At 66.3% G+C, this 17,743-nt stretch carries 21 protein-coding genes; 18 read left to right on the top strand and 3 right to left on the bottom strand.

What is annotated here, in order from left to right:
• The first annotated feature begins 5 nt into the window (after positions 1-5).
• The 10 genes from METUNV1_RS08565 to METUNV1_RS08520 all read left to right on the top strand — a co-directional run bounded on the left by METUNV1_RS08565 (position 6) and on the right by METUNV1_RS08520 (position 9,492).
• Positions 6-389 (top strand): hypothetical protein, encoded by a 384-nt coding sequence (locus tag METUNV1_RS08565; RefSeq protein WP_008060816.1) that lies wholly within the window; start codon positions 6-8, stop codon positions 387-389.
• Entirely contained in the window at positions 386-1,873 is a 1,488-nt protein-coding gene (locus METUNV1_RS08560; protein ID WP_008060815.1) for an SGNH/GDSL hydrolase family protein, read from the top strand. The genes METUNV1_RS08565 and METUNV1_RS08560 overlap by 4 nt, the downstream gene beginning before the upstream one ends.
• Positions 1,873-2,304, top strand: a complete 432-nt coding sequence (locus METUNV1_RS08555; protein WP_008060814.1) for a phage protein Gp36 family protein — start codon at positions 1,873-1,875, stop codon at positions 2,302-2,304. Before METUNV1_RS08560 ends, METUNV1_RS08555 begins: the two co-directional genes overlap by 1 nt.
• Before the next feature lie 7 nt (positions 2,305-2,311).
• Positions 2,312-2,920, top strand: coding sequence for a phage protein Gp37 (locus tag METUNV1_RS08550; RefSeq protein WP_008060813.1), 609 nt, complete (start codon positions 2,312-2,314; stop codon positions 2,918-2,920).
• Between the two features lie 826 nt (positions 2,921-3,746).
• Positions 3,747-3,983, top strand: coding sequence for a hypothetical protein (locus METUNV1_RS08545; protein ID WP_008060812.1), 237 nt, complete (start codon positions 3,747-3,749; stop codon positions 3,981-3,983).
• Positions 3,984-3,986: 3 nt separating this feature from the next.
• On the top strand, positions 3,987-5,411 hold the full coding sequence (locus METUNV1_RS08540; protein WP_008060811.1) for a phage tail sheath C-terminal domain-containing protein: 1,425 nt from the start codon (positions 3,987-3,989) through the stop codon (positions 5,409-5,411).
• 28 nt (positions 5,412-5,439) lie between these two features.
• Complete coding sequence (locus tag METUNV1_RS08535) at positions 5,440-5,814, top strand: hypothetical protein (RefSeq protein WP_008060809.1); 375 nt, start codon at positions 5,440-5,442, stop codon at positions 5,812-5,814.
• A gap of 3 nt (positions 5,815-5,817) precedes the next feature.
• Positions 5,818-6,168: a hypothetical protein gene (locus METUNV1_RS08530; protein ID WP_008060808.1), complete on the top strand. Its 351-nt coding sequence runs from the start codon at positions 5,818-5,820 to the stop codon at positions 6,166-6,168.
• 208 nt (positions 6,169-6,376) lie between these two features.
• Positions 6,377-8,230, top strand: coding sequence for a phage tail tape measure protein (locus tag METUNV1_RS08525; protein WP_008060806.1), 1,854 nt, complete (start codon positions 6,377-6,379; stop codon positions 8,228-8,230).
• Positions 8,227-9,492, top strand: coding sequence for a DNA circularization protein (locus METUNV1_RS08520; protein WP_008060805.1), 1,266 nt, complete (start codon positions 8,227-8,229; stop codon positions 9,490-9,492). The genes METUNV1_RS08525 and METUNV1_RS08520 overlap by 4 nt, the downstream gene beginning before the upstream one ends.
• Here the strand turns inward: METUNV1_RS08520 and METUNV1_RS08515 are convergent.
• Positions 9,425-10,294 carry a putative phage abortive infection protein gene (locus tag METUNV1_RS08515; RefSeq protein WP_157257854.1) on the bottom strand — a complete coding sequence of 290 codons (870 nt, stop codon included), beginning with the start codon at positions 10,292-10,294 and terminating at the stop codon, positions 9,425-9,427. The genes METUNV1_RS08520 and METUNV1_RS08515 overlap by 68 nt on opposite strands.
• Positions 10,295-10,366: 72 nt before the next feature.
• Between METUNV1_RS08515 and METUNV1_RS08510 the strand changes: the two genes are divergently transcribed.
• The 8 genes from METUNV1_RS08510 (at position 10,367) to METUNV1_RS08475 (ending at position 16,077) form a co-directional block, all read left to right on the top strand.
• Entirely contained in the window at positions 10,367-11,503 is a 1,137-nt protein-coding gene (locus tag METUNV1_RS08510; RefSeq protein ID WP_008060800.1) for a phage baseplate assembly protein, read from the top strand.
• Between the two features lie 165 nt (positions 11,504-11,668).
• Positions 11,669-12,232: a phage baseplate assembly protein domain-containing protein gene (locus METUNV1_RS08505; protein ID WP_008060795.1), complete on the top strand. Its 564-nt coding sequence runs from the start codon at positions 11,669-11,671 to the stop codon at positions 12,230-12,232.
• A 73-nt stretch (positions 12,233-12,305) separates the two neighbouring features.
• Positions 12,306-12,653, top strand: a complete 348-nt coding sequence (locus METUNV1_RS08500) for a phage GP46 family protein (RefSeq protein ID WP_008060794.1) — start codon at positions 12,306-12,308, stop codon at positions 12,651-12,653.
• Positions 12,653-13,711, top strand: a complete 1,059-nt coding sequence (locus tag METUNV1_RS08495; protein WP_008060792.1) for a baseplate J/gp47 family protein — start codon at positions 12,653-12,655, stop codon at positions 13,709-13,711. Before METUNV1_RS08500 ends, METUNV1_RS08495 begins: the two co-directional genes overlap by 1 nt.
• Positions 13,708-14,265, top strand: a complete 558-nt coding sequence (locus METUNV1_RS08490; RefSeq protein ID WP_008060791.1) for a YmfQ family protein — start codon at positions 13,708-13,710, stop codon at positions 14,263-14,265. Before METUNV1_RS08495 ends, METUNV1_RS08490 begins: the two co-directional genes overlap by 4 nt.
• Before the next feature lie 8 nt (positions 14,266-14,273).
• On the top strand, positions 14,274-15,005 hold the full coding sequence (locus tag METUNV1_RS08485) for a phage tail protein (RefSeq protein WP_008060789.1): 732 nt from the start codon (positions 14,274-14,276) through the stop codon (positions 15,003-15,005).
• 9 nt (positions 15,006-15,014) lie between these two features.
• Entirely contained in the window at positions 15,015-15,689 is a 675-nt protein-coding gene (locus METUNV1_RS08480) for a DUF4376 domain-containing protein (RefSeq protein ID WP_008060788.1), read from the top strand.
• 61 nt (positions 15,690-15,750) lie between these two features.
• On the top strand, positions 15,751-16,077 hold the full coding sequence (locus METUNV1_RS08475; protein WP_008060787.1) for a hypothetical protein: 327 nt from the start codon (positions 15,751-15,753) through the stop codon (positions 16,075-16,077).
• Between the two features lie 302 nt (positions 16,078-16,379).
• On the opposite strand, the gene METUNV1_RS08470 is transcribed toward METUNV1_RS08475, so the two are convergent.
• Both METUNV1_RS08470 and METUNV1_RS08465 read right to left on the bottom strand, forming a co-directional pair.
• Positions 16,380-17,447 carry a site-specific integrase gene (locus METUNV1_RS08470; RefSeq protein WP_008060786.1) on the bottom strand — a complete coding sequence of 356 codons (1,068 nt, stop codon included), beginning with the start codon at positions 17,445-17,447 and terminating at the stop codon, positions 16,380-16,382.
• A 1-nt stretch (position 17,448) separates the two neighbouring features.
• Complete coding sequence (locus tag METUNV1_RS08465; RefSeq protein ID WP_008060784.1) at positions 17,449-17,742, bottom strand: DUF4224 domain-containing protein; 294 nt, start codon at positions 17,740-17,742, stop codon at positions 17,449-17,451.
• Position 17,743 lies beyond the last annotated feature (1 nt).

Genomic DNA, 17,743 nt, shown 5'->3' with positions numbered 1-17,743 from the left:
CGCCCTTGAAATACGTGGACAACTTCGGCGGTGCCAAGGCCGTAGGCCTCGGCGCCGCACTCAGCCTGGTGCGTAGCTTCGAGGTCGCCAACCTCGACGTGTTGTCGCTGCGCCTGGCCAACACCGGCGCCTCCCCGCTCACTGGTTTCGAACTGCGCGCCGCGGTCGCCAAGGGCGCGCCGGCCGACCCGCTGCCGGTCGGCAGCTGGACGGTTGAGGACGGCCTGGTCATCTTCCGCCCGGCTGCGGTTGCACTGAACACCCTGGGTGCGGGCGTGGCGGCACGTCTTGGCGTGAATGTCTCGGACAGCGCGGAACTGCAGGTCTGGGCAAGTGGTGCGGGCGCTGTGCTGAGTGTCGAGGCGGGTGGTTATGAGGTGAAGTCGTGAGCGGGCTGGATCGGTTCGGGCGGCCGGCGCTGCGTAGCAGCCCGCGACAAGCTCAAGATGTAGTGCGCGCTGCAGGCGCCACCCCGCAGGGCGCAGACCGGAAAAGGCTACTGATCTACGGGAACAGTATTGCATCGCAGTCGACGTCATCGCTGGCACAGCAAACCACGTACACGACCGCCGCAGCCAATGCCGGCTCAAATGTGTTGGCGCTCGCATCAGTCGCGGGTATCACGGATGGATCGAAGATTGCTGTCGGTTTGTACGAAGGCAGTGTGTTTGCCACGACAGTTTCCGGAGCCCCTGCCGGTAACAATGTCACGCTGGCACAGCCCTTGCCAAAGCTGGTCCGCGCCAGTGCATCGATCAGCGCTTACACGACGGCACGCGCATTTCCGATTCGTCAGAACATTGGTCCGATCTCCGCTGCGGTCATGTTGCTCGGCATGCCGGTCGAGGTCTTGCGTGGGTATGGCTATGGAGGATCGCGGCTGGGGGAAATGCTGTTCGACCTGGCCGATGTACTGCAGCGCACGCGACCGAATTACGTCGCTCTGCATCTGTACGAGAACGACATCGCGGCAGATGCAACGCTTGCACAGCTGATGGCCTGGACGCGCTTCGCGGTCTCTCTGGTGCGAGGTTTCGGTGCGGTGCCGATCATCTGCACCAGCGTTCCGTCGACGTCGTTCAACACCACCGGGCGCGCAGCCGTTTTTGATGGCCTGCTTGCGTATGTCAAAAAAGATCTGGGCGAGGCGTACATCGACTTTTCGACGCCGTGGCTTGATGCCACTGCTGTCACCAGCCGACCTCCGCTTGCGGGCTGGGCGACCGACGGGATACACCCCAACGCATCGCGCCGGGTGAGTGCCGCAGTCTATGCACTCGACACGCTGCACGGCCTGTTCGGTGAGGGTGGCTCATACGCGGACCGTGACCTGTCCGCGAACACCCGGCTGGCCGGCTCAGGCGGTACCGCGACCGGCCTGCAAGGCGGCTCTGTGGTTGCAGCCGGCTATACGATCATCGCTGATGCTGGAGTCACAGCAACCGCGAGTAAGACTACGGACGACCAGCAGCGGATCGTCTGGAGCATCCCAGGTGCCTCGAACATCACCTCTAATCAGCTGACAGCCAGTAAAACATTCGCTCTGCCGGCGAACGCTGGTGGGTCTGGCGTCGTGCGCTGCGTATGTCGAGTGCGCATAAACGCGCTGGTCAATATCAGCATGCTCTACCTGCAGGCATCGTTCTCAGGTGGCGAGGTTTACGGGGTGGAGCAGAGCGCTGATTTCGGTGCTGACCCGGCATTGATCGGTCGGACCCTCACATTCGAGACGCCCGCGATTGTGATTCCCGAGGGTGCGACGACTGTCGCGCCACAGTTCAAGGCCCGCCCGTACACGTTGGCGAGCCCATCAGGAGTTGCCGGCGACGTGATCATCGAGGAGATGGCAATTATTCCGGCGACGATCCTCTGATGCCCTACGCCACCCCCACCCAGTTCGAGCTCGCCCTCGGCGCCAAGGAAACCGCCGCACTGGCCGACCCCGAGGCCACTGGCACGCCAATCACTGGCCGAATCGACTACGCGCTCACGCTGGCCAGCGCCGACATCGACGCCATTCTGGGCGACCGCGCGCCGGCGATCGCAGCCGCTCAGCCTGCATTCATGCAGGCCGCGTGCATCCATATTGCCCGCTGGCACCTCTCCGGTGCCAATACGATCGAGAACGACCCGATCACGGCGCGGCACGAGTACTACACCGCGCTGCTGCGCGACATGGCGGACGGCATCATCGGCAACAGCGGCTCAGGCTCGGGTGGCAGCACCGCACAACCGCACTACGGCGAGGCCCAGATCGTCTCGCCGGTGACCGCCAACCCCTTCAGCCGCGCGAACCGGCGCTGAGGTCGACGTGCTCATCTACGCCGATATCGAAGACGCGATCATCGCGCGCGTCCAGGCCGCTCAGACTGCCGGCGCCCTCGGCTATCGCCTCGCGCACATCGGCAGCTACGGCGGTGAGTTTGACGACGATGCATTCTGGACCCAGTTCCGGTCTTTCCCGGCGGTGTGGGTGACCATCGGCGGCGAGACCGTGGAACGCCTGGGCCGCCGTGCCCGGCGCGCAACGGTGCGTGGTGCGGTGATGGTCGGCGCCCGCAGCGCTCGTGGCGAGCGCTTTGCCCGCCGCGGCGTGCAGGGTGAGCCGGGCAGTTACCAGATACTGGACGACGTGCGCCAGCTGGTGACCGGCGCCGGGCTGGTCGCCGAGTGCGAAGCCTTCGAACCGGGCCGGGTCACCACCCTCTACAACACCCGCGTCGGCCGCGATGGCTTGTCAGTGCTCGCGCTGGAGATCTCGACCCGGTACGACTTCGAGGTGCCGGAGCCGGCACCGGGCGACGCGCCGGACATCACCAAGATCGCGCTCAACTACCGGCTGCAGCCGGGGGATGAGGTAGATGATGCGCAGGACCTGATGGTCAAAAATACTGATTACCCGCATTCGACGATTCGGTAATCATTTTTTAATGATGGATTTCGTGAGATTTTTGTGTTGCAACGCTATCGAGCGAGTGCCTGCACACAAGGGCTGTTTAATACCTCGTGGCCGATTTGTCGAAGATCTGCTAGATGAGCGTCTTTCGCGGCGGATGAACAGATCTCTCCATCCTTAACGTGCGAGATGGTAATTATTCCGTCGATGATTTTCATGTAAAGCTGAGGAAGTTCTATATCAACATGTGCGCCGCCATCCTTGTTTGCGGCCCATAATACGATATCTGAGCGAGATATTGATTGGCCGTCTATTACATACACCTGTTCATTCCACCATTGATGTAGAGGGACGAGGCGGTGATTCGCGTCGGCCTCTGATTGCAGGTAGGGGGTTGATTCGATTCCGACAATACATCCATCTTTAAATTCAACTGAAAGCTTTGATAGGTTGCCAGTTAAAAGTATGTAGGGTATTCCGCTTGGCGCTTCTATGGTGGAAAGAAGATGTAGGTGCGGCCGATGAAAATAGCTTATTAGTGATTTCGTGTTTTTTGTGTTGTGAAAGAGGGTTCTCACATGAGTCGCAATACGAATTGCCTCATCGCGGTCGCCGCTGTCGAAGATCCTGCAAGATCGCTCGATGTATGTGAGCTGGCGTTTAACCTGTTCTATCAGCCGTTGCGTGGTCAATGCGCGCTACCCCACGATTGAGATTTGAATAACGATCGCACGTGTATGTCTTGATGAGAAGCCCCCCCCTCTGAACTCGTTCATCCCCCCAGCACCTCGCGCGCGCGCGGACGATGTGGGCTCCTGCACCGCAGAGCCACATCGCCCCGGAGGCGCCCATGTCCCAAGCCACTGTCCGCGTCACCTGCGCCCCCGAGCGCCTGGTGCCGCGCGAAACCAACCCGCGCAAGCACTACCCGCCCGCCGGCGCAGAGCCGGTCGAGATCGCGCGCACGCCGCACATCGAGCGACTCCTCGCCACCGGTGACCTCATCGACGCTGCCGCGCCGCCGGCCGAAGCCGCTGAACCTGCCGCCGCTCCGGTTAAGTCCGTCGCCAAGAAAGCGAAGGAGTAACCGATGGCCAGCCCCAATGTCTCGTTTGACCAGGTGCCCGGCAGCATCCGCACGCCCGGCACCTATATCGAGTTCAACAGCCGCCTGGCGCTGCGCAATCTGCCGAACAACCGGCAGACGGTGCGGCTGATCGGCGGCCGCCTGGCGTCTGGCTCGGTCGCCGCTGGCGTGCCGACTCAGGTATTCACCGACGCGCAGGCCGCCGACTACTTCGGCGCCGGCTCGCATCTGCACCTGATGGCGCGCGCGCTGCTCAGGGCCAACCCGTATGTCGATCTCACCGCCATCGGCGTGGCCGACAACGCGGGCGGCGTGGCGGCGACCGGCACGGTGACCATCGCAGGCACCGCCACCAGCACCGGCACGCTGTCGGTGCGGGTGGGCGCGCAGCAGGTCGACATCCTGGTCGAGTCTGGCGATGCGGCCGCCGCGGTGGCCGCCGACCTGAAGGCTACGCTCGATGCCCGTCCGGATCTGCCGGTCACTGCGGGCGTGGTGTCTGCCGTCGTGACGCTCACCGCGAAGAACAAGGGCACGCCGGGTAACGACATCAGCGTCGCTGCCACGCTCACCGGCGTGGCCGGCATCACCGCGACCATCGTGGCCATGGCCAGCGGCGCGACGAACCCGGACGTCGCGGCCACGCTCACCGCCATACAGTCCGCAGGCGACGAGATTCTGGTGATGCCCTGGACGGACTCGACCAACCTCACCAAGCTGCGCGACCACCTCGAACTGGTGGGCAACGCGCTGGAGCAGCGCGGCGCCATCGGCGTCGTGGCCACGCATGGCACCTACGGCGCTGCCGTGGCGCTGGCGGCCGGCATCAACGATGAACGCGTGCTGGTGCCCTGGCTCGCCGGCAGTGCCTCGCTGCCCTGGGAGACGGCTGCGGCCGTGGCCGCCATCGCCGCGTTCGAAGAAGACCCGGCGCGCCCGCTGAACGGTCTTGAGCTGGTGGGTCTGGCCGTGCCGCCGATCGCCAGCCGGCCCGGCCGCACCGAGATCGAGAACTGCCTGCACAACGGCGTGACCCCGCTGAAGGTGAATCCGGGCGAGCGCGTGAGCATCGTGCGCGCCGTGTCGACCTACACCGTCAATGCCCAGGCGGTGGCCGACCCGGCCTGGCTGGATATCACCACCATCCGCACGCTCGATTACGTGCGCTTCGCGATGCGCCAGCGCATCACCGCGCGATTCCCCCGCGAGAAGGCCACGGCGCGAGTGCTGCGCGATATCCGCAGCGAGGTAATCGATGTGCTGCTGCGCCTTGAAGAGCTGGAGATCGTCGAGAACGTGCGGGCCAATCTGGCCGGCATCATCGTCGAGCTCGACAGCCAGGAGGTGGGCCGCGTGAACATCCGCATCCCGACCGACGTGGTCAATGGCCTGCACGTCATCGCAGCCGTGATCGACCTGATCCTCTAACAGCGCCTCTGACCACCGGAGCACAGCCATGGCAGAAAAGTTTGTCGGCCACATCGTGATGACGGTCGATGGCCGCGAGATCGAGGTGGTGAGCTTCAACGCGAGCCGCAGCACCGGCAAGAAGCCTGTCGCGACCATGAACCGCAAGAAGCGCATCAGCGGCCACGCGCAGGGGCTCACCACCTTCGAGCTTTCGCTCGAAGTGGCGATCCCGCTCGACGGCAGCGAGCCCGACTGGGCCACGATCGAAGACGCGAAGATCACCCTCTACCCGGAAGGCCACGACGATCAGCGCGAGAGCTACCTGGGTTGCGCATGCACCTCGGTGAGCGCCGCCTACCGCGTAGATGGCGAGGCAGTGCGTTCGCTGTCGATGTTCGCCCTCGACTACGTGCGGGAGTAAGCGATGAATCTCGTGACCGAAACCGTTGAACTGCAGTACGGCCTCGCGCCCTGGTCGGCCACCGCAAAAGTGGTGGTGATGCGCCAGGCGACGCTGCAGGACGTGTATGAGGCGGTGGCCGCGGTCGATATGCCGGAAGACATGACCGGCGGCCGGCGTATCGCCTACCAGATGCGCATCGACGACGCGCAGCTGCTGGCGCAGATCGACAGCATCGACGGCGCCGAGCCGCCGCCGCTGGAACGCCTGGCCCAGCTGCTGCACCCGGACGACATGACGCTCATCCGGAACGCGGCCGAGGTCATCAAAAAAAAGCAGAAAGGCGAGAGCGCGCCCTCGCCGAGTTCCGACTGATCGAACTGGCGCTGGTCGGCCGGGGCTTTCGCCTGGACGAGATCCGCAGCGCCGAGCGCACCGCCATCGAAGCCTGGGTGGCGACGCTCACCCGCACCCGGCCGCCGGGCAGCACGCAAGCGCAGGCCGAGGCCGTGCCGACCCGCAGCCGCAACTGGAAGCAGCGGCTGCACGCCCGCGCCACTGGACATGGAACAGGTGACCCGACATGACTGACCAGGTCATCAACCTCACGCTGCGCTACCGCGACGGCGGCAGCGCCAACGCCAAGCGCGCGCTGGAGACGGTCGAGCGCGCACTGGCCGGCACCAGCCGCGAGGGCAAGGGCGCCGCGCAGCAGGCGGCGCGCGTGGTCGAGCAGTTCCGCAACCTGGGCAACCTGCGGCCCAATGACCGCGTGCCGCGCTGGTTTCGCGCCATCGGTACCGAAGCCGCCGCAGCCGCCGGACGGATCGAGCAGCTCACGCGCGGCATCGGCCGGGCGGTCACCGCCTGGGGGCAGGGGGCTGCAGGGCTGGCCGCGGGCCGCGCGGTGCTGGCGGACCCGGTCCGCCAGGGCATGGATTACGACCGGCAGCTGCGCAACGTGGCGAACACCGCTTATGCCGGCCAGAGCATCGACGCCCGCCGCGCCGGCATGGCGCAGGTCAACACCGGTGTGATGGCTGCGATCCGTGCGGGTGGCGGCACGCGCGAGGGCACTCTCGGTACGCTCGATCGCCTGGTGGCCAGCGGCCAGTACAACGCGGCGGCGGCGATCGCCGAACTGCCCACGCTCAACCGCTTCAGCACCGCCTCGGCCGCCGACGCCGGCGCACTCGCCGACATCGCGATCCGGGCCCGGCAGAACTTCCGCATGGGCAACACCAGCGACACGCTGGACATGGCCATGCGTGCCGGCCAGCTCGGTGGCTTCGAGCTGCGTGACATGGCGCGCTGGCTGCCGCAGCAGATGGCCGCCGCCAGCACGCTGGGCATGGGTGGGGCGGGCGATTTTGCGGCGCTGCTGGCTGCGAACCAGGCTGCGGTGACCACGGCCGGCTCGCGCGATGAGGCCGGCAACAACCTGGTGAACCTGCTGGCCAAGATCAACAGCCAGGACACTTCGAACGACGCCAAGAAGCTGGGCATCGACCTCTCGGGCTCGCTGGCCGCCGCGCGGGCGAAGGGCACCAACGCGCTCGATGCGTTCGTGAACCTTACGGACCAGGTCGCCGGCCGCGACAAGCGTTACATCGCCGCGCGCGACCGCGCACGTAACGCCAAAGGCGACGATCAGCGCGCGGCCATGGAATCGATGGCCGACCTGCTGCAGGGCAGCGCCATCGGCAAGGTCGTGCAGGACCGCCAGGCGCTGATGGCGCTGGTCGGCATCCTGGGCAACCGCGACAGCATGCAGGGCATCCGTGGCGAGCTCGGAAATGCGCGCGGTACCGGCGCGGATGCCTTTGCCCTGATGGCGGAGTCGCCGAGCTATAAGGCGGAGCTGCTCGCAGCGGAGAAGGCGAATGCGATGCAGACCGCGCTGGACCGCATCAACCCGTCGCTCGGTGCCTTGGCCGAGCGCACGGCGGCGCTGATCCAGGAGTTTCCGAACCTCTCTGCGGCGGTGATCGCAACGACCACTGCGCTCACGGCGCTGGCCGCTGCGGCAGGCGTTGCCGCGGGCGTCGGCGTGCTCACCCGCGGCGGTGGCGCGGCTGCAGCCGCCGGCGCCGGCGCTGCCGCAGCGGCGACGGCCGGCCGGCTGCGCACTGCTGCGGTGCTCGCCGGCGGTATGCCCCTGTCGGCCTGGGGCGCGAGCGCCGGTACCGCGGCCGCCGCGGGTGGCGGCGTACTCGCCGCAGGCGCCGCCGGCTATGGCGTGGGCACGCTCATCAACGACAACCTGGTCACCGGTACCGCGGTCGGCGACGCCATCGGCGAAGGCATAGCGCGCCTGATGGCCTTCTTCGGCAGCGACGAAGCGCGCCGGGCTGTAGACGTGAATGTGCGCGTCGAGAACGGCAATCTGGTCGCGGAGGTGAATGACACCAACGCGCGGCAGGCGAGGCGGCAATGAGCTGGGCCGACAACCTGCAGGACGCCAGCTTCCGCGGCATCCCCTTCGAGGTACGCACCACGCGCGACGCGGTGCAGCGCGCGCTGGTGCAGTACGAGTTCCCGTACAGGGACGGCGCGCAGATCGATGATCATGGCGCCGGGCCGCGGCAGATGTCGGTCGCCGCCGTGATCTACGGCGACAACTACCTGGTGAGGCTGGAGCGCCTGCTCGAAGCGCTGTCCGCCGGCGGCTACGGCGAGCTGGTGCATCCGGTTTTCGGCGTCGTGTCGCGTGCGCAGGTCGTCGACTACGAGATCAGCCACGACGCGGAGCACCCGGACGCGTGCGAGGTGCAGATCCGCTTCGTTGAAGGCGATCAACCGGTGGTGTTCTTCGCGCGCGCCAGCACCCGGCAGAGCGCCCAGGCGGTCAGCACCTCCGGGCAGGCCGCACGCGACGTCGGCCTGGGCGCCTTCGGCCGCACCATGAGCGCTGTACGCGGGCAGCTCACCGCGCTGCGCGATCGCGTGGCGGTGCTCGGCCAGCTGGACGCCATCACCCGCCAGGTGCGCGGCACCGTGCAGGGCGTGCTTACCGCCGGCATGGATGCGCTGACCTACCCGACGAGCTGGGGCAGCGACATTGCGACCGTGATCACCGGTGTGACCAATGCCCCCTCGGCCGCGCTCGATCGCCTGCGCGGCTCGCTCTCGGGCTGGTCGCTGGTGCGCCGCGCGCTGTTTCCGAGCGACGCGCGCTCGGGCGCGCTGGCGCGGCCCGTGATCTCACACAGCCCGTTGCCTGCGCTGGCTCGCACTGACGTGCCGGCCACGGTGCAGGCCCGGCTGCTGGCGCTGGACCACGTGGAGCGCGAACGCGCGATCGCACTGGCCGAGGCGGCCGGTGCGCTGCTGGAGCTGGAGAGCGACGCCGGCACGCTCACGCCCGATGACCTGGCCACCGTCGCCGCGCAGACCCGCGAAGCCCTGCAGGCCGCCATCACCAGCGCCCGCGCCGTACTGCCGCTGGAAGATGCCTACCAGGTGGGTGAGGCACTGCGCGACCTGGCCGCCGCCGTCCAGGCCGCGGCCGAGGCCGTCATCGTCGCTCGCCCGCCGCTGATCGAGCGCACCGTGCCCGCCGACGGCAACCTGCAGCTGCTGGCGCACTGGTGGTACGGCGACCAGGCGCGGTGGGAGGAGCTGGCGCGGCTTAACCCTTCTGCTGCGAAGCAGCCCATTCTTCGAGAAGGGTGCCGGTTGAATGCTTACTCAAAATAGGTGGCAGGTCGTTACGAAAGGCGCTCCGGTGATACGCCTTGAACAGTGGTTGGTGATCGAAAAGAAACTGGCTGGGCACATGCTTGAGCAGCTTGTACCTCTCGATCAGCGGCTTCAGTTTTGCTCTGCCGATATCGGTCAGTCCGATATACGCGAGCAGCACACACTCGTCCTCGGTGAACTCGGAGCGGATGAGGTTGGCGTAGAACCTCGGATCGTCGACCTGGCTGCGATCCACGTAGCTGAGCACGCTGTAGAGGGCCCGGTAGTACCTTGGAAGAAAGGCAAATGTACGGTCATTGAGCACTGTTCGGTAGGCTGCAGAAACGCAGTCCTCGAAAGTTTCGTGCGCGCTCATCTCGGCCAGGATCTCGCTATTCATCCGCATCCTGGTGAGTTCCATCAGGTTGCCCTTGCGCGCTGTCGGCTCGCGTCTAAGGGTTGCGTCGGCGATCGTCACATAAAGGTTGAACAGCTGAAAGAAGGTGCCCTCGAACCTCTGCAGCAAGAACGTTGCGCTCTGAAGCTCCAGCTGTTTGCGCTGCCCGCGAAACTCCTCGCGCGTCTCCTGAAGTTCCTGAGCTTGCCTTTTCAGGTCAAGCCTTTGCAGCAGGATCGTGGCGATGACACCGACGAATGCAAGTCCGGTGAAAAGCGCGTTGGTCCCGCCGAACATATCTCCAAAAGTGCCTCTTTGCTCCTGATTCCTCAGGAAGTACCAGGTCGCACACCACGTTGCCGCAACGAAGCCAAACGCCAGCAGCGTCCAGAACCACACGCCGGATTCCGAGCGGTCGCGCATTTCCTGCCTCATCGCCTCATCCCTAGAGATTCTTGTGATGCTGGATTCTAGAGCGCGGAAAACGAGGTTCTGATGGCATCGGTCGAACGGGTGAACCTACTCTTGGCCGGCCTCGCGCACGCCGACTGGCTCCGCTACGAGGTCGACGGCGACCTGCTCATGCCGGCGGACGCCTGGTCGGTTTCGCTGGCGCTGGACGACGCCCGCAGCATTCCGGCGGCCGTGCGCTCCGGTGAGCCGTGCGAACTGCGCCTCGGCGATGACCCGCTCATGGTCGGCCGGGTCGATACGGTGCGCCTGCGCACCCGCAAGGGCGAAGTGCAGCTCACCATCGACGGCCGCGACAACTCCGGCCTGCTGCTGGACTGCTCGGCCCCGGTCTTCACCAGCCAGAACCTCACGCTCGACCAGGTGGTGGCGAAGATTGTGAAGCCGCTGGGTGTCACGAAGATCCGCATCGATGCCGACAACGCGCTGCGCCGCGAGAAGGTGAGCGTGGAGCCCGGCGACACGGCTTGGGACGCGCTCGCGCATGCTGCCGAGGCAAACGGTCTGTGGCCGTGGTTCGAACCGGACGGCACGCTGGTGGTCGGCGGCCCGGACTACACCGCCGCACCGGTGGCCACGCTGGTGCACGAGCTCGACGGCGCCCGCAACAACGCGCTGGACCTCGAACTGGTCGATAGCCTGGCGCTGTCGCACAGCGAAGTGACCGTGCTGGCCCAGACCCACGGCGGCGGTGAGCTTCGCGTCGCGCGCGCCGGCGTGAAGGCCACCTACACCGACCCCAGCGTGCGCGGCTACCGGCCTCGCATCGTGGTCGACCACGAGTCGGATACCCCTGCGCACGCACGCGAGCGCGCACGCAAGCTCACCCTCGACTCGCGCCTGGCGCGCTGGGAACTGAAGGCCTTCGTGCCCGGGCACCGCATCAACGCGCCGGGCTCAGCGGCGCATGGGCTGCCCTGGCGGCCCGGTCAGCGTGTGGCGGTGCGCAGCCGGCCGTACGGCCTGGAAGGCATCTACTTCCTGATGGCGCGCACCCTCCGCGGCGGCCGTGGCCAGCCCACGATTACCGAGCTGACGCTGAAGGAAGATGGCGTGTGGATCGTGAATGCCCACCCGCACAAGCGCCGCCACCGTCGCGGCCGCAACGCCGGGCCGGGCGTGGTGCTCGATATCTCGGGCCAGCCGGAAGCCGCCCGATGACCCTGCCCGACCAGAACCTGCTGGTGAAGTGTGCCGGCTGCGGCCTGGTGCATCGTCGCTCCCGACGTCGTTACGCGGAGTCCGGCAGTCGTCCGGGACGTTTCGTGTGGGTCTGCCCGCAGTGCGGCAATGACAGCTGGCGGGAAGTGAAGGAGGCGAGACCGAATGCAGCCCGTTGATCTGATCCGCCGCGAGATCGGCCGCGCGCTGGCATCGACCCGTCAGGCATTTCGCGGCGTGCTGAGCAGCTACCGCCACCGGACGAACGGCGGCCCCATGCTGGCGCGCGCCGAAGGCCTCGCCGACGAGCGCCTGGCCGACATCGAAATCATGCAGCAGGCCGGGCTGGCGAGCGGCCTGCCGCCGGGCACACCGGTCATCCTGCTGCCGATCGGCGGCAAGACCGCCCAGTCGGTGGTCATCGCCAGCGAGCACGGCGCCTATCGCGTCCAGGTCGCGCCCGGCGAGGTGGCGCTGTATCACCTGACCGAGCCCGACTGCAGCGTGCACCTGAAGGCCGGTCGCATCGTGGGCATCAAGTGCGACAAGCTGGAAGTCACGGCGGATAGCGAGATTCAGCTGACCGCGCCGATCGTGAAAGTGAGCCACGACGTGCAGGTACGCAGCGCATCGACACCTTACAGCCTCAACGCCCTCCTTGCGGCCTACAACGGCCACAAGCACACCGAAACCGGCTCGGTAACGAACGGGCCGGATTCGACCGTATGAGGTCGGGCCTCGCACACCCCCTGAACGTGTTCAAGGGGCTACGGCCACGCGCGCGCGCGTAACGTCCCGCCCCATGCAACCCCGCATCGATCCCGCTACCGGCCAGTACGACGGCACCCGCATCGGCCATCTCGGCAATGCGGTGTGGCTGCGCATCATGACGCCGCTCGGCAGCTGGTGGGCGCGGCCTGATGTGGGGTCGCGACTGCATGAGCTGCAGCGGCAGAAGTCCTTGCCGCGCGTGGCTTCGCTCGCCGAGCAGTACGCCCGGCAGGCACTGGCCGATCTGGTCAGCAGCGGTCGCGCGCAGTCGGTGGCCGCTACGGCCACGCTCAACGCTGGCCGGCTCGATCTCAATGTCACGGTGATCGACGGCACCGGTCGCGCCTGGTCCTACCCCTTCACCCAGGTGCTGCACTGATGGCCATCGCGCTGCCCAACTTCGAGGATGTGCGCGACGCGCTGCTGCGCGACATCCGTAACCAGTTGCCGGCGGCCGACGTGTCGGTCGACTCGGACTGGTACGTGCGCGCCTGTGCTGTGGCCAGCGCGATCACGGGCCTGTATCAACACCAGGCGTGGATCGCCCGCCAGATCCTGCCGGACACGGCGGATACCGAATACCTGGAGCGCTGGGCCACGCTGTTCGGTCTGCAGCGCCTGCCGGCGTCGGCCGCCACCGGCACGCTGCGCATCAGCGGCACGGTCGGCAGCGTGATCGCCGCCGGCGCCGAGGTGCAGACGGCTGCCGGCACGCTCTACACGGTGACCGCTGGCGGAACCGTGGGCGGTGGCGGCACGGTGGATCTGCCGATCGAGGCGGCCGACGCAGGCGCGGCCGGCAATCTTTCGGGCGCGGTGTCGCTGACGCTCGCCGCGCCGCCTGCCGGTGTGCAGGCCGCCGCATTCCTGGTAGCCGACCTGACCGGGGGCGCTGACGTTGAGGCCGACGCCGCGCTACTGGCCCGCCTGCTGCGCCGTATCCAGAGCCCGCCTCACGGGGGTGCTGCCCACGACTATCAAGCGTGGGCGCTCGAAGTGCCCGGCGTGGCGGGCGCCTGGGTGCTGCCGCTGCGCCGTGGCATCGGCTCGGTCGACGTCGCCATCATGGCCGTCGGTGGCCTGCCAAGCCCTTCGCTGGTCGGTGACGTCCAAGCCTACATCGAGGCGCGCCGCCCGGTGACCGCTGACTGCCTGGTGGTTGCACCGACGGCGGAGCCGGTTGCGGTGACCGCGGCGCTCACGCTGTCGGGTACCACGCTGGCCACCGCAACCGCGCAGATCACCCAGGCGCTGGCCGAGTACTTCGCCGCGCTGCCGCCGGGTGGCACCGTCATTCGCAACCGCATCGCCGCGCTGATCGCTGACACGGCGGGCGTGGTCGACTTCGTGCTATCGGCGCCGGCAGCGAACGTCACGACGACAGCCGACGACACGGCGGTTGAGATCCCGACGCTCGGCACGGTGACCATCACATGACGCATGCGGAACTGCTGCGCCTGCTCATGCCGGCGCCGTACGACCTCACCGGCGAGCGCCTGGCGGCCGAACTGGATGCCGAGGCGCGCGTGCTCGATGCAGCGCAGGGCTGGGCTGGCCTGCTTCTCACCGAGGCCGACCCGCGCACGACGGCCGCGTTCCTTCCTGACTGGGAACGCGTCACCGGACTGCCGGACACCTGCCTCGGCGCTGGCCAGAGCTTCGCCGAACGCCGCGGCCAGGTCGTGCAGCGCATCACTGCGCAGGGCGGTGCCACGCCGGCGTACTTCGTCCAGCTCGCGGCCCGTATGGGCTACACGGTCACCGTGACCGAGTTCGAGGTGCACACCTGCGAAGACAGCTGCGAAGCCGCGGTGCTCGATGACATCTGGCGCCTCGCCTGGCAGGTGAACAGCACCCTCGAAACCATCCGCGACTTCACCACCGAAGACGACGCCGAGATGCCCCTGCGGGTGTGGGGTAACGCCCGCCTCGAATGCGGCCTGATCCGCTACGCACCGGCGCACGGCGTACTAATCTTCAGCTACACCTAGGAGCCACGATGCAACGTGTGACCCGATCGACGGCCGTGGCCGTCCTGCCCGCTCCGCCCGCCGGCGCCGGCTCACCTGGCTTCTTCACTGGAGGTAACCCCGGTACCGGTACGCCGGCCACCATTCCCGGTTACGAATGGTTCAACATGGTTCAGGAGGAGTTGATTTCGGTCGTGCTCGCGGCCGGCCTGACACCTTCTGCGGCGTCCTTTGATCAACTGCTCACGGCAATCCAGTCGCTCGTTGCTGCCGGCACGGTGCCCACCGGGACAATGGTCTCGTTTCCTGGCACGGTCCCGCCTCCGGGCTGGGCGAAGCGAAACGGCATCCTCGTACCGCGGACAGGTGGCTGGGCAAACCTGTGGGCGTACGCGCAGGCCAGCGGAAACCTTGTCTCCGACGCGGCCTGGTTAGCGGGGCGGCCCGGATCATTCTCGACCGGAGACGGCGCAACTACGTTTCGCATCCCTGAAGGCCGAGGACTCTTTGATCGCGGATATCACGATGGGAGTGGCACGTACGAGAGTGACACGGCGGTGCTGCTGGGTGCCTATGGTGACAGCCAGAACAAGGCTCACACCCACAACATCGCGACCAATGGCACGGGCAACGGGAATAACTCCAATTACCGACTGGGCGGTTCCGAGTACTCGGCGCCTTACACCGATGTTACGGCGAGCAGCGGCGGGGTTGAAGGATTTCCCCGGCACGTGCTGTCGCTGCCCTGCATCAAGCTCTAGGAGCGCCACATGAAGGCTTATGAGTACGACCGCACTCCTCCGCACCTCTACATCGGCGAGATCGATGCCACCCCTGACCCGTTTGAACCCGAGGTCTGGCGCGCGCCCGCGTTCTCGGTGTTCGAGGAACCGCCGATTCCCGCGCCTGGCTATGCCGTCGTTCGTGTCGGCTTCGATGACGGGGAATGGCTGCACGTTGAGGATCACCGCGGACAGATCGGTTACCTCGCAGACGGCACCCCGGTTGAGATTGTGGCGGTAGGTCCTGTTACGGCGCCTGTCGTTTCACTGGATCAGCCCCCAGGGCCGCATTACGCCTGGTCAGAAGGCGCTTGGCACCCTCAGATCGACGATATGCGCGCCGCGAAACTGGCCGAGATTGACGCGGCCCGTGATCAGGCGATTCTGGGCGGCTTCGAGTACCAGGGCACGCGATTCGACTCGGATGCAAAGTCGATTCAGCGCATCAGCGGTGCCGTTACGCTCAGCATGCTCAACCCCAGTTATCAGACCGAATGGATCACCTTCGACAACGATACTGTGGTGCTGGATGCCGCCGGTCTGGCCGGCCTCGGGGCCGCTGCAGGTTTGCACGAGTCGACCCAGATATTCAAGGCTCGGGCGCTCAAGAATGCGGTGCTCGCAGCTACAACGGCAGAGGCAATAGCGGCAATCCGGTGGTGACAGGCCTTGCAACGAATGCTGTATAAAAATACAGTTAACAGCCTTCTTCGGAGGCTGAATCGTGGCAAGCAAATGGGAGTGGCACTGGAGTAAGCGAGCGCCGTTCTACTACGAAACCACCGGTGGGTACGGGAACGCGATTGTTGATGCAGAAGGTCGGCGTGTCGCCAGTCACATGCCGGAGGACGTCGGGCTGCTTCTCGCTAGTTCGCCGACGATGTTCGCGACGCTGGTGTGGCTGCGCGATGGTCTGCCACCGGAAGACCCGCGAATCGCGGTGATTGATCGGGTGATCAAACGGGCGTCGGATATGAGCACCAAGCCCGTCCGCCCACCGACGCCAGAAGAACAGGCGGCGTTACGAGCGCGGCGCGAGCGGAAGGGGTAATCGCAGCTGTGCCAATATGCGCGCAAATCAGTGCCAAATCGCTCGCGCGGTTACAGTTACCAGACGGATGCTTATTGTTCGCCCTGGAGACGATACAAATGAAAAAGGCCCGCATCGCTGCGGGCCTTCTTGTGTCTTGGCTCCCCGACCTGGGCTCGAACCAGGGACCTACGGATTAACAGTCCGGCGTCGGAATGCCCGGAAAGCCACGCCGGACAAGGAATAATCGTTTCAGCGGTCTAATATTCGGCGGTTTGGCGCTGCCCGGAAACCCGCTTCCAGCCGTGGTCCAGTGCGCTCTATTAGACGGCCGCCTTGACCTTGTTCGGCTGCACAACACCCCTCCAGCGCTGCTTCACGTAGCGCTCTGTCGTGGTCACCGAGTCGTGGCCACACAGCACCTGAATGACCTCCAGCGGCACGCCGCTTTGCCACATATCGGTGGCTCCCTTTCCCTTCAGGTCGTAGAAGCCGAAGCTGGCCACCTTCGCGGCGGCCTGCCGGCGCTTCAGCATCGCGCACAGTCCGTCGTAGCTGTAGGGCTTCCCGTCGCGGCGATGCAGCAGCGTCATGCCGCGCAGCTTGCCGGCACCGGCCTTCAGGTTGATCAGGATCTCATCGATCTCGGCCGTGACCTCGATGTCCACCATCGCGCCGGTCTTCGCCTGGTTGTTCCGGATGACACGCACCTCGCGGCCGTCCGGTAGCCGACGGCGCACGATATCGCGCTCGGTCCAGGTGATGATGTCCTCGGGCCGCTGGAGCGTGCGATAGACGAGGTGGGCGAGGGCCCAGACCATCAGCGGCGCGTTCTTCAGGGCCTGCGCCATTTCCACGTCCTCGACGTAGCGCTCCCGCTTCTTCTCCGGGTTGCGGCGGACGCCGCGGCATGGGTTGGTCGTCACGCCGGCATGCCCCTTGCGGATCAGCCACGTGAACATCGACGACAGGCAGGCTTTCTCGCGGTTTGCGCGCACGCCTCGGCCACCCTCAAGGTTCGTATCCAGGAACTCGCCGACGTGGCTGGGCGCGACGGCGGCCGGGTAGAGCGGGCCGAAGAAGATCTTGAGCACCTCCGCATCGGTCGTGTAGTCGTCCAGCGTTCGCTGGGCGAGGTCGCCGACGGAAACGCGCTTCCGGCACCAGATCAGAAACTGGTCCAGCCAGTAGGCGACGGTCCCGAACCCCTCGTCCAGCTGCTGCTGGATCCGGTTGGCGCGCTCCTTCGCCTGGCTCACATCGGTGCCAAGGCGCTCCCACCGGCCGGCCGGATGCGTTTCCGTGGGCCGGTGAAAGTAGTAGAACGCCCCGTGCTTGGCATACACCCGGTCCGGCAGGTCGAGAGGGTTGTGCTTGCGACGACGACCCATTTCAGGCGGCTCGCCTCCGGTTGATGAACTCGATCAATCCTGAGCGGTTCGGTGCCGCAGCTGGCGCGGTTGTGCCCTGCTGCGGTTCGGCATGCTTCCGCCCGGACAGTACCGCTTCTGCATGGCTGCGAACAACCAGCGCGCGGCCGTTCGGCTTCGTGGCCACGGTCAGGCCCAGTTCGCGCAGGAACCGCACCTGTGCCGCCGGCTGGACCAGCGGTTCGCAGATGCGCGCGATCTCGGTATCCGTCAGGAAGAGTCCGCCGCCGCTTGTGTTCTCGTAGGGTAGTGGCATC

It is taken from the genome of Methyloversatilis universalis FAM5 (assembly GCF_000214035.2).
In the GTDB taxonomy this organism is placed as follows: Bacteria; Pseudomonadota; Gammaproteobacteria; order Burkholderiales; family Rhodocyclaceae; genus Methyloversatilis; species Methyloversatilis universalis.
This window is presented reverse-complemented; position numbering and strand designations above follow the sequence as displayed.

Bases quoted from the DNA above. Each gene is read 5' to 3' on its own strand.
- METUNV1_RS08555 (WP_008060814.1), top strand. From the start codon at position 1,873: ATGCCCTACGCCACCCCCACCCAGTTCGAGCTCGCCCTCGGCGCCAAG.
- METUNV1_RS08525 (WP_008060806.1), top strand. From the start codon at position 6,377: ATGACTGACCAGGTCATCAACCTCACGCTGCGCTACCGCGACGGCGGC.
- METUNV1_RS08480 (WP_008060788.1), top strand. From the start codon at position 15,015: ATGAAGGCTTATGAGTACGACCGCACTCCTCCGCACCTCTACATCGGC.
- METUNV1_RS08535 (WP_008060809.1), top strand. From the start codon at position 5,440: ATGGCAGAAAAGTTTGTCGGCCACATCGTGATGACGGTCGATGGCCGC.
- METUNV1_RS08510 (WP_008060800.1), top strand. From the start codon at position 10,367: ATGGCATCGGTCGAACGGGTGAACCTACTCTTGGCCGGCCTCGCGCAC.
- METUNV1_RS08505 (WP_008060795.1), top strand. From the start codon at position 11,669: ATGCAGCCCGTTGATCTGATCCGCCGCGAGATCGGCCGCGCGCTGGCA.
- METUNV1_RS08520 (WP_008060805.1), top strand. From the start codon at position 8,227: ATGAGCTGGGCCGACAACCTGCAGGACGCCAGCTTCCGCGGCATCCCC.
- METUNV1_RS08545 (WP_008060812.1), top strand. From the start codon at position 3,747: ATGTCCCAAGCCACTGTCCGCGTCACCTGCGCCCCCGAGCGCCTGGTG.
- METUNV1_RS08490 (WP_008060791.1), top strand. From the start codon at position 13,708: ATGACGCATGCGGAACTGCTGCGCCTGCTCATGCCGGCGCCGTACGAC.
- METUNV1_RS08500 (WP_008060794.1), top strand. From the start codon at position 12,306: ATGCAACCCCGCATCGATCCCGCTACCGGCCAGTACGACGGCACCCGC.
- METUNV1_RS08465 (WP_008060784.1), bottom strand. From the start codon at position 17,742: ATGCCACTACCCTACGAGAACACAAGCGGCGGCGGACTCTTCCTGACG.
- METUNV1_RS08540 (WP_008060811.1), top strand. From the start codon at position 3,987: ATGGCCAGCCCCAATGTCTCGTTTGACCAGGTGCCCGGCAGCATCCGC.
- METUNV1_RS08530 (WP_008060808.1), top strand. From the start codon at position 5,818: ATGAATCTCGTGACCGAAACCGTTGAACTGCAGTACGGCCTCGCGCCC.
- METUNV1_RS08485 (WP_008060789.1), top strand. From the start codon at position 14,274: ATGCAACGTGTGACCCGATCGACGGCCGTGGCCGTCCTGCCCGCTCCG.
- METUNV1_RS08495 (WP_008060792.1), top strand. From the start codon at position 12,653: ATGGCCATCGCGCTGCCCAACTTCGAGGATGTGCGCGACGCGCTGCTG.
- METUNV1_RS08470 (WP_008060786.1), bottom strand. From the start codon at position 17,447: ATGGGTCGTCGTCGCAAGCACAACCCTCTCGACCTGCCGGACCGGGTG.
- METUNV1_RS08515 (WP_157257854.1), bottom strand. From the start codon at position 10,294: ATGCGCGACCGCTCGGAATCCGGCGTGTGGTTCTGGACGCTGCTGGCG.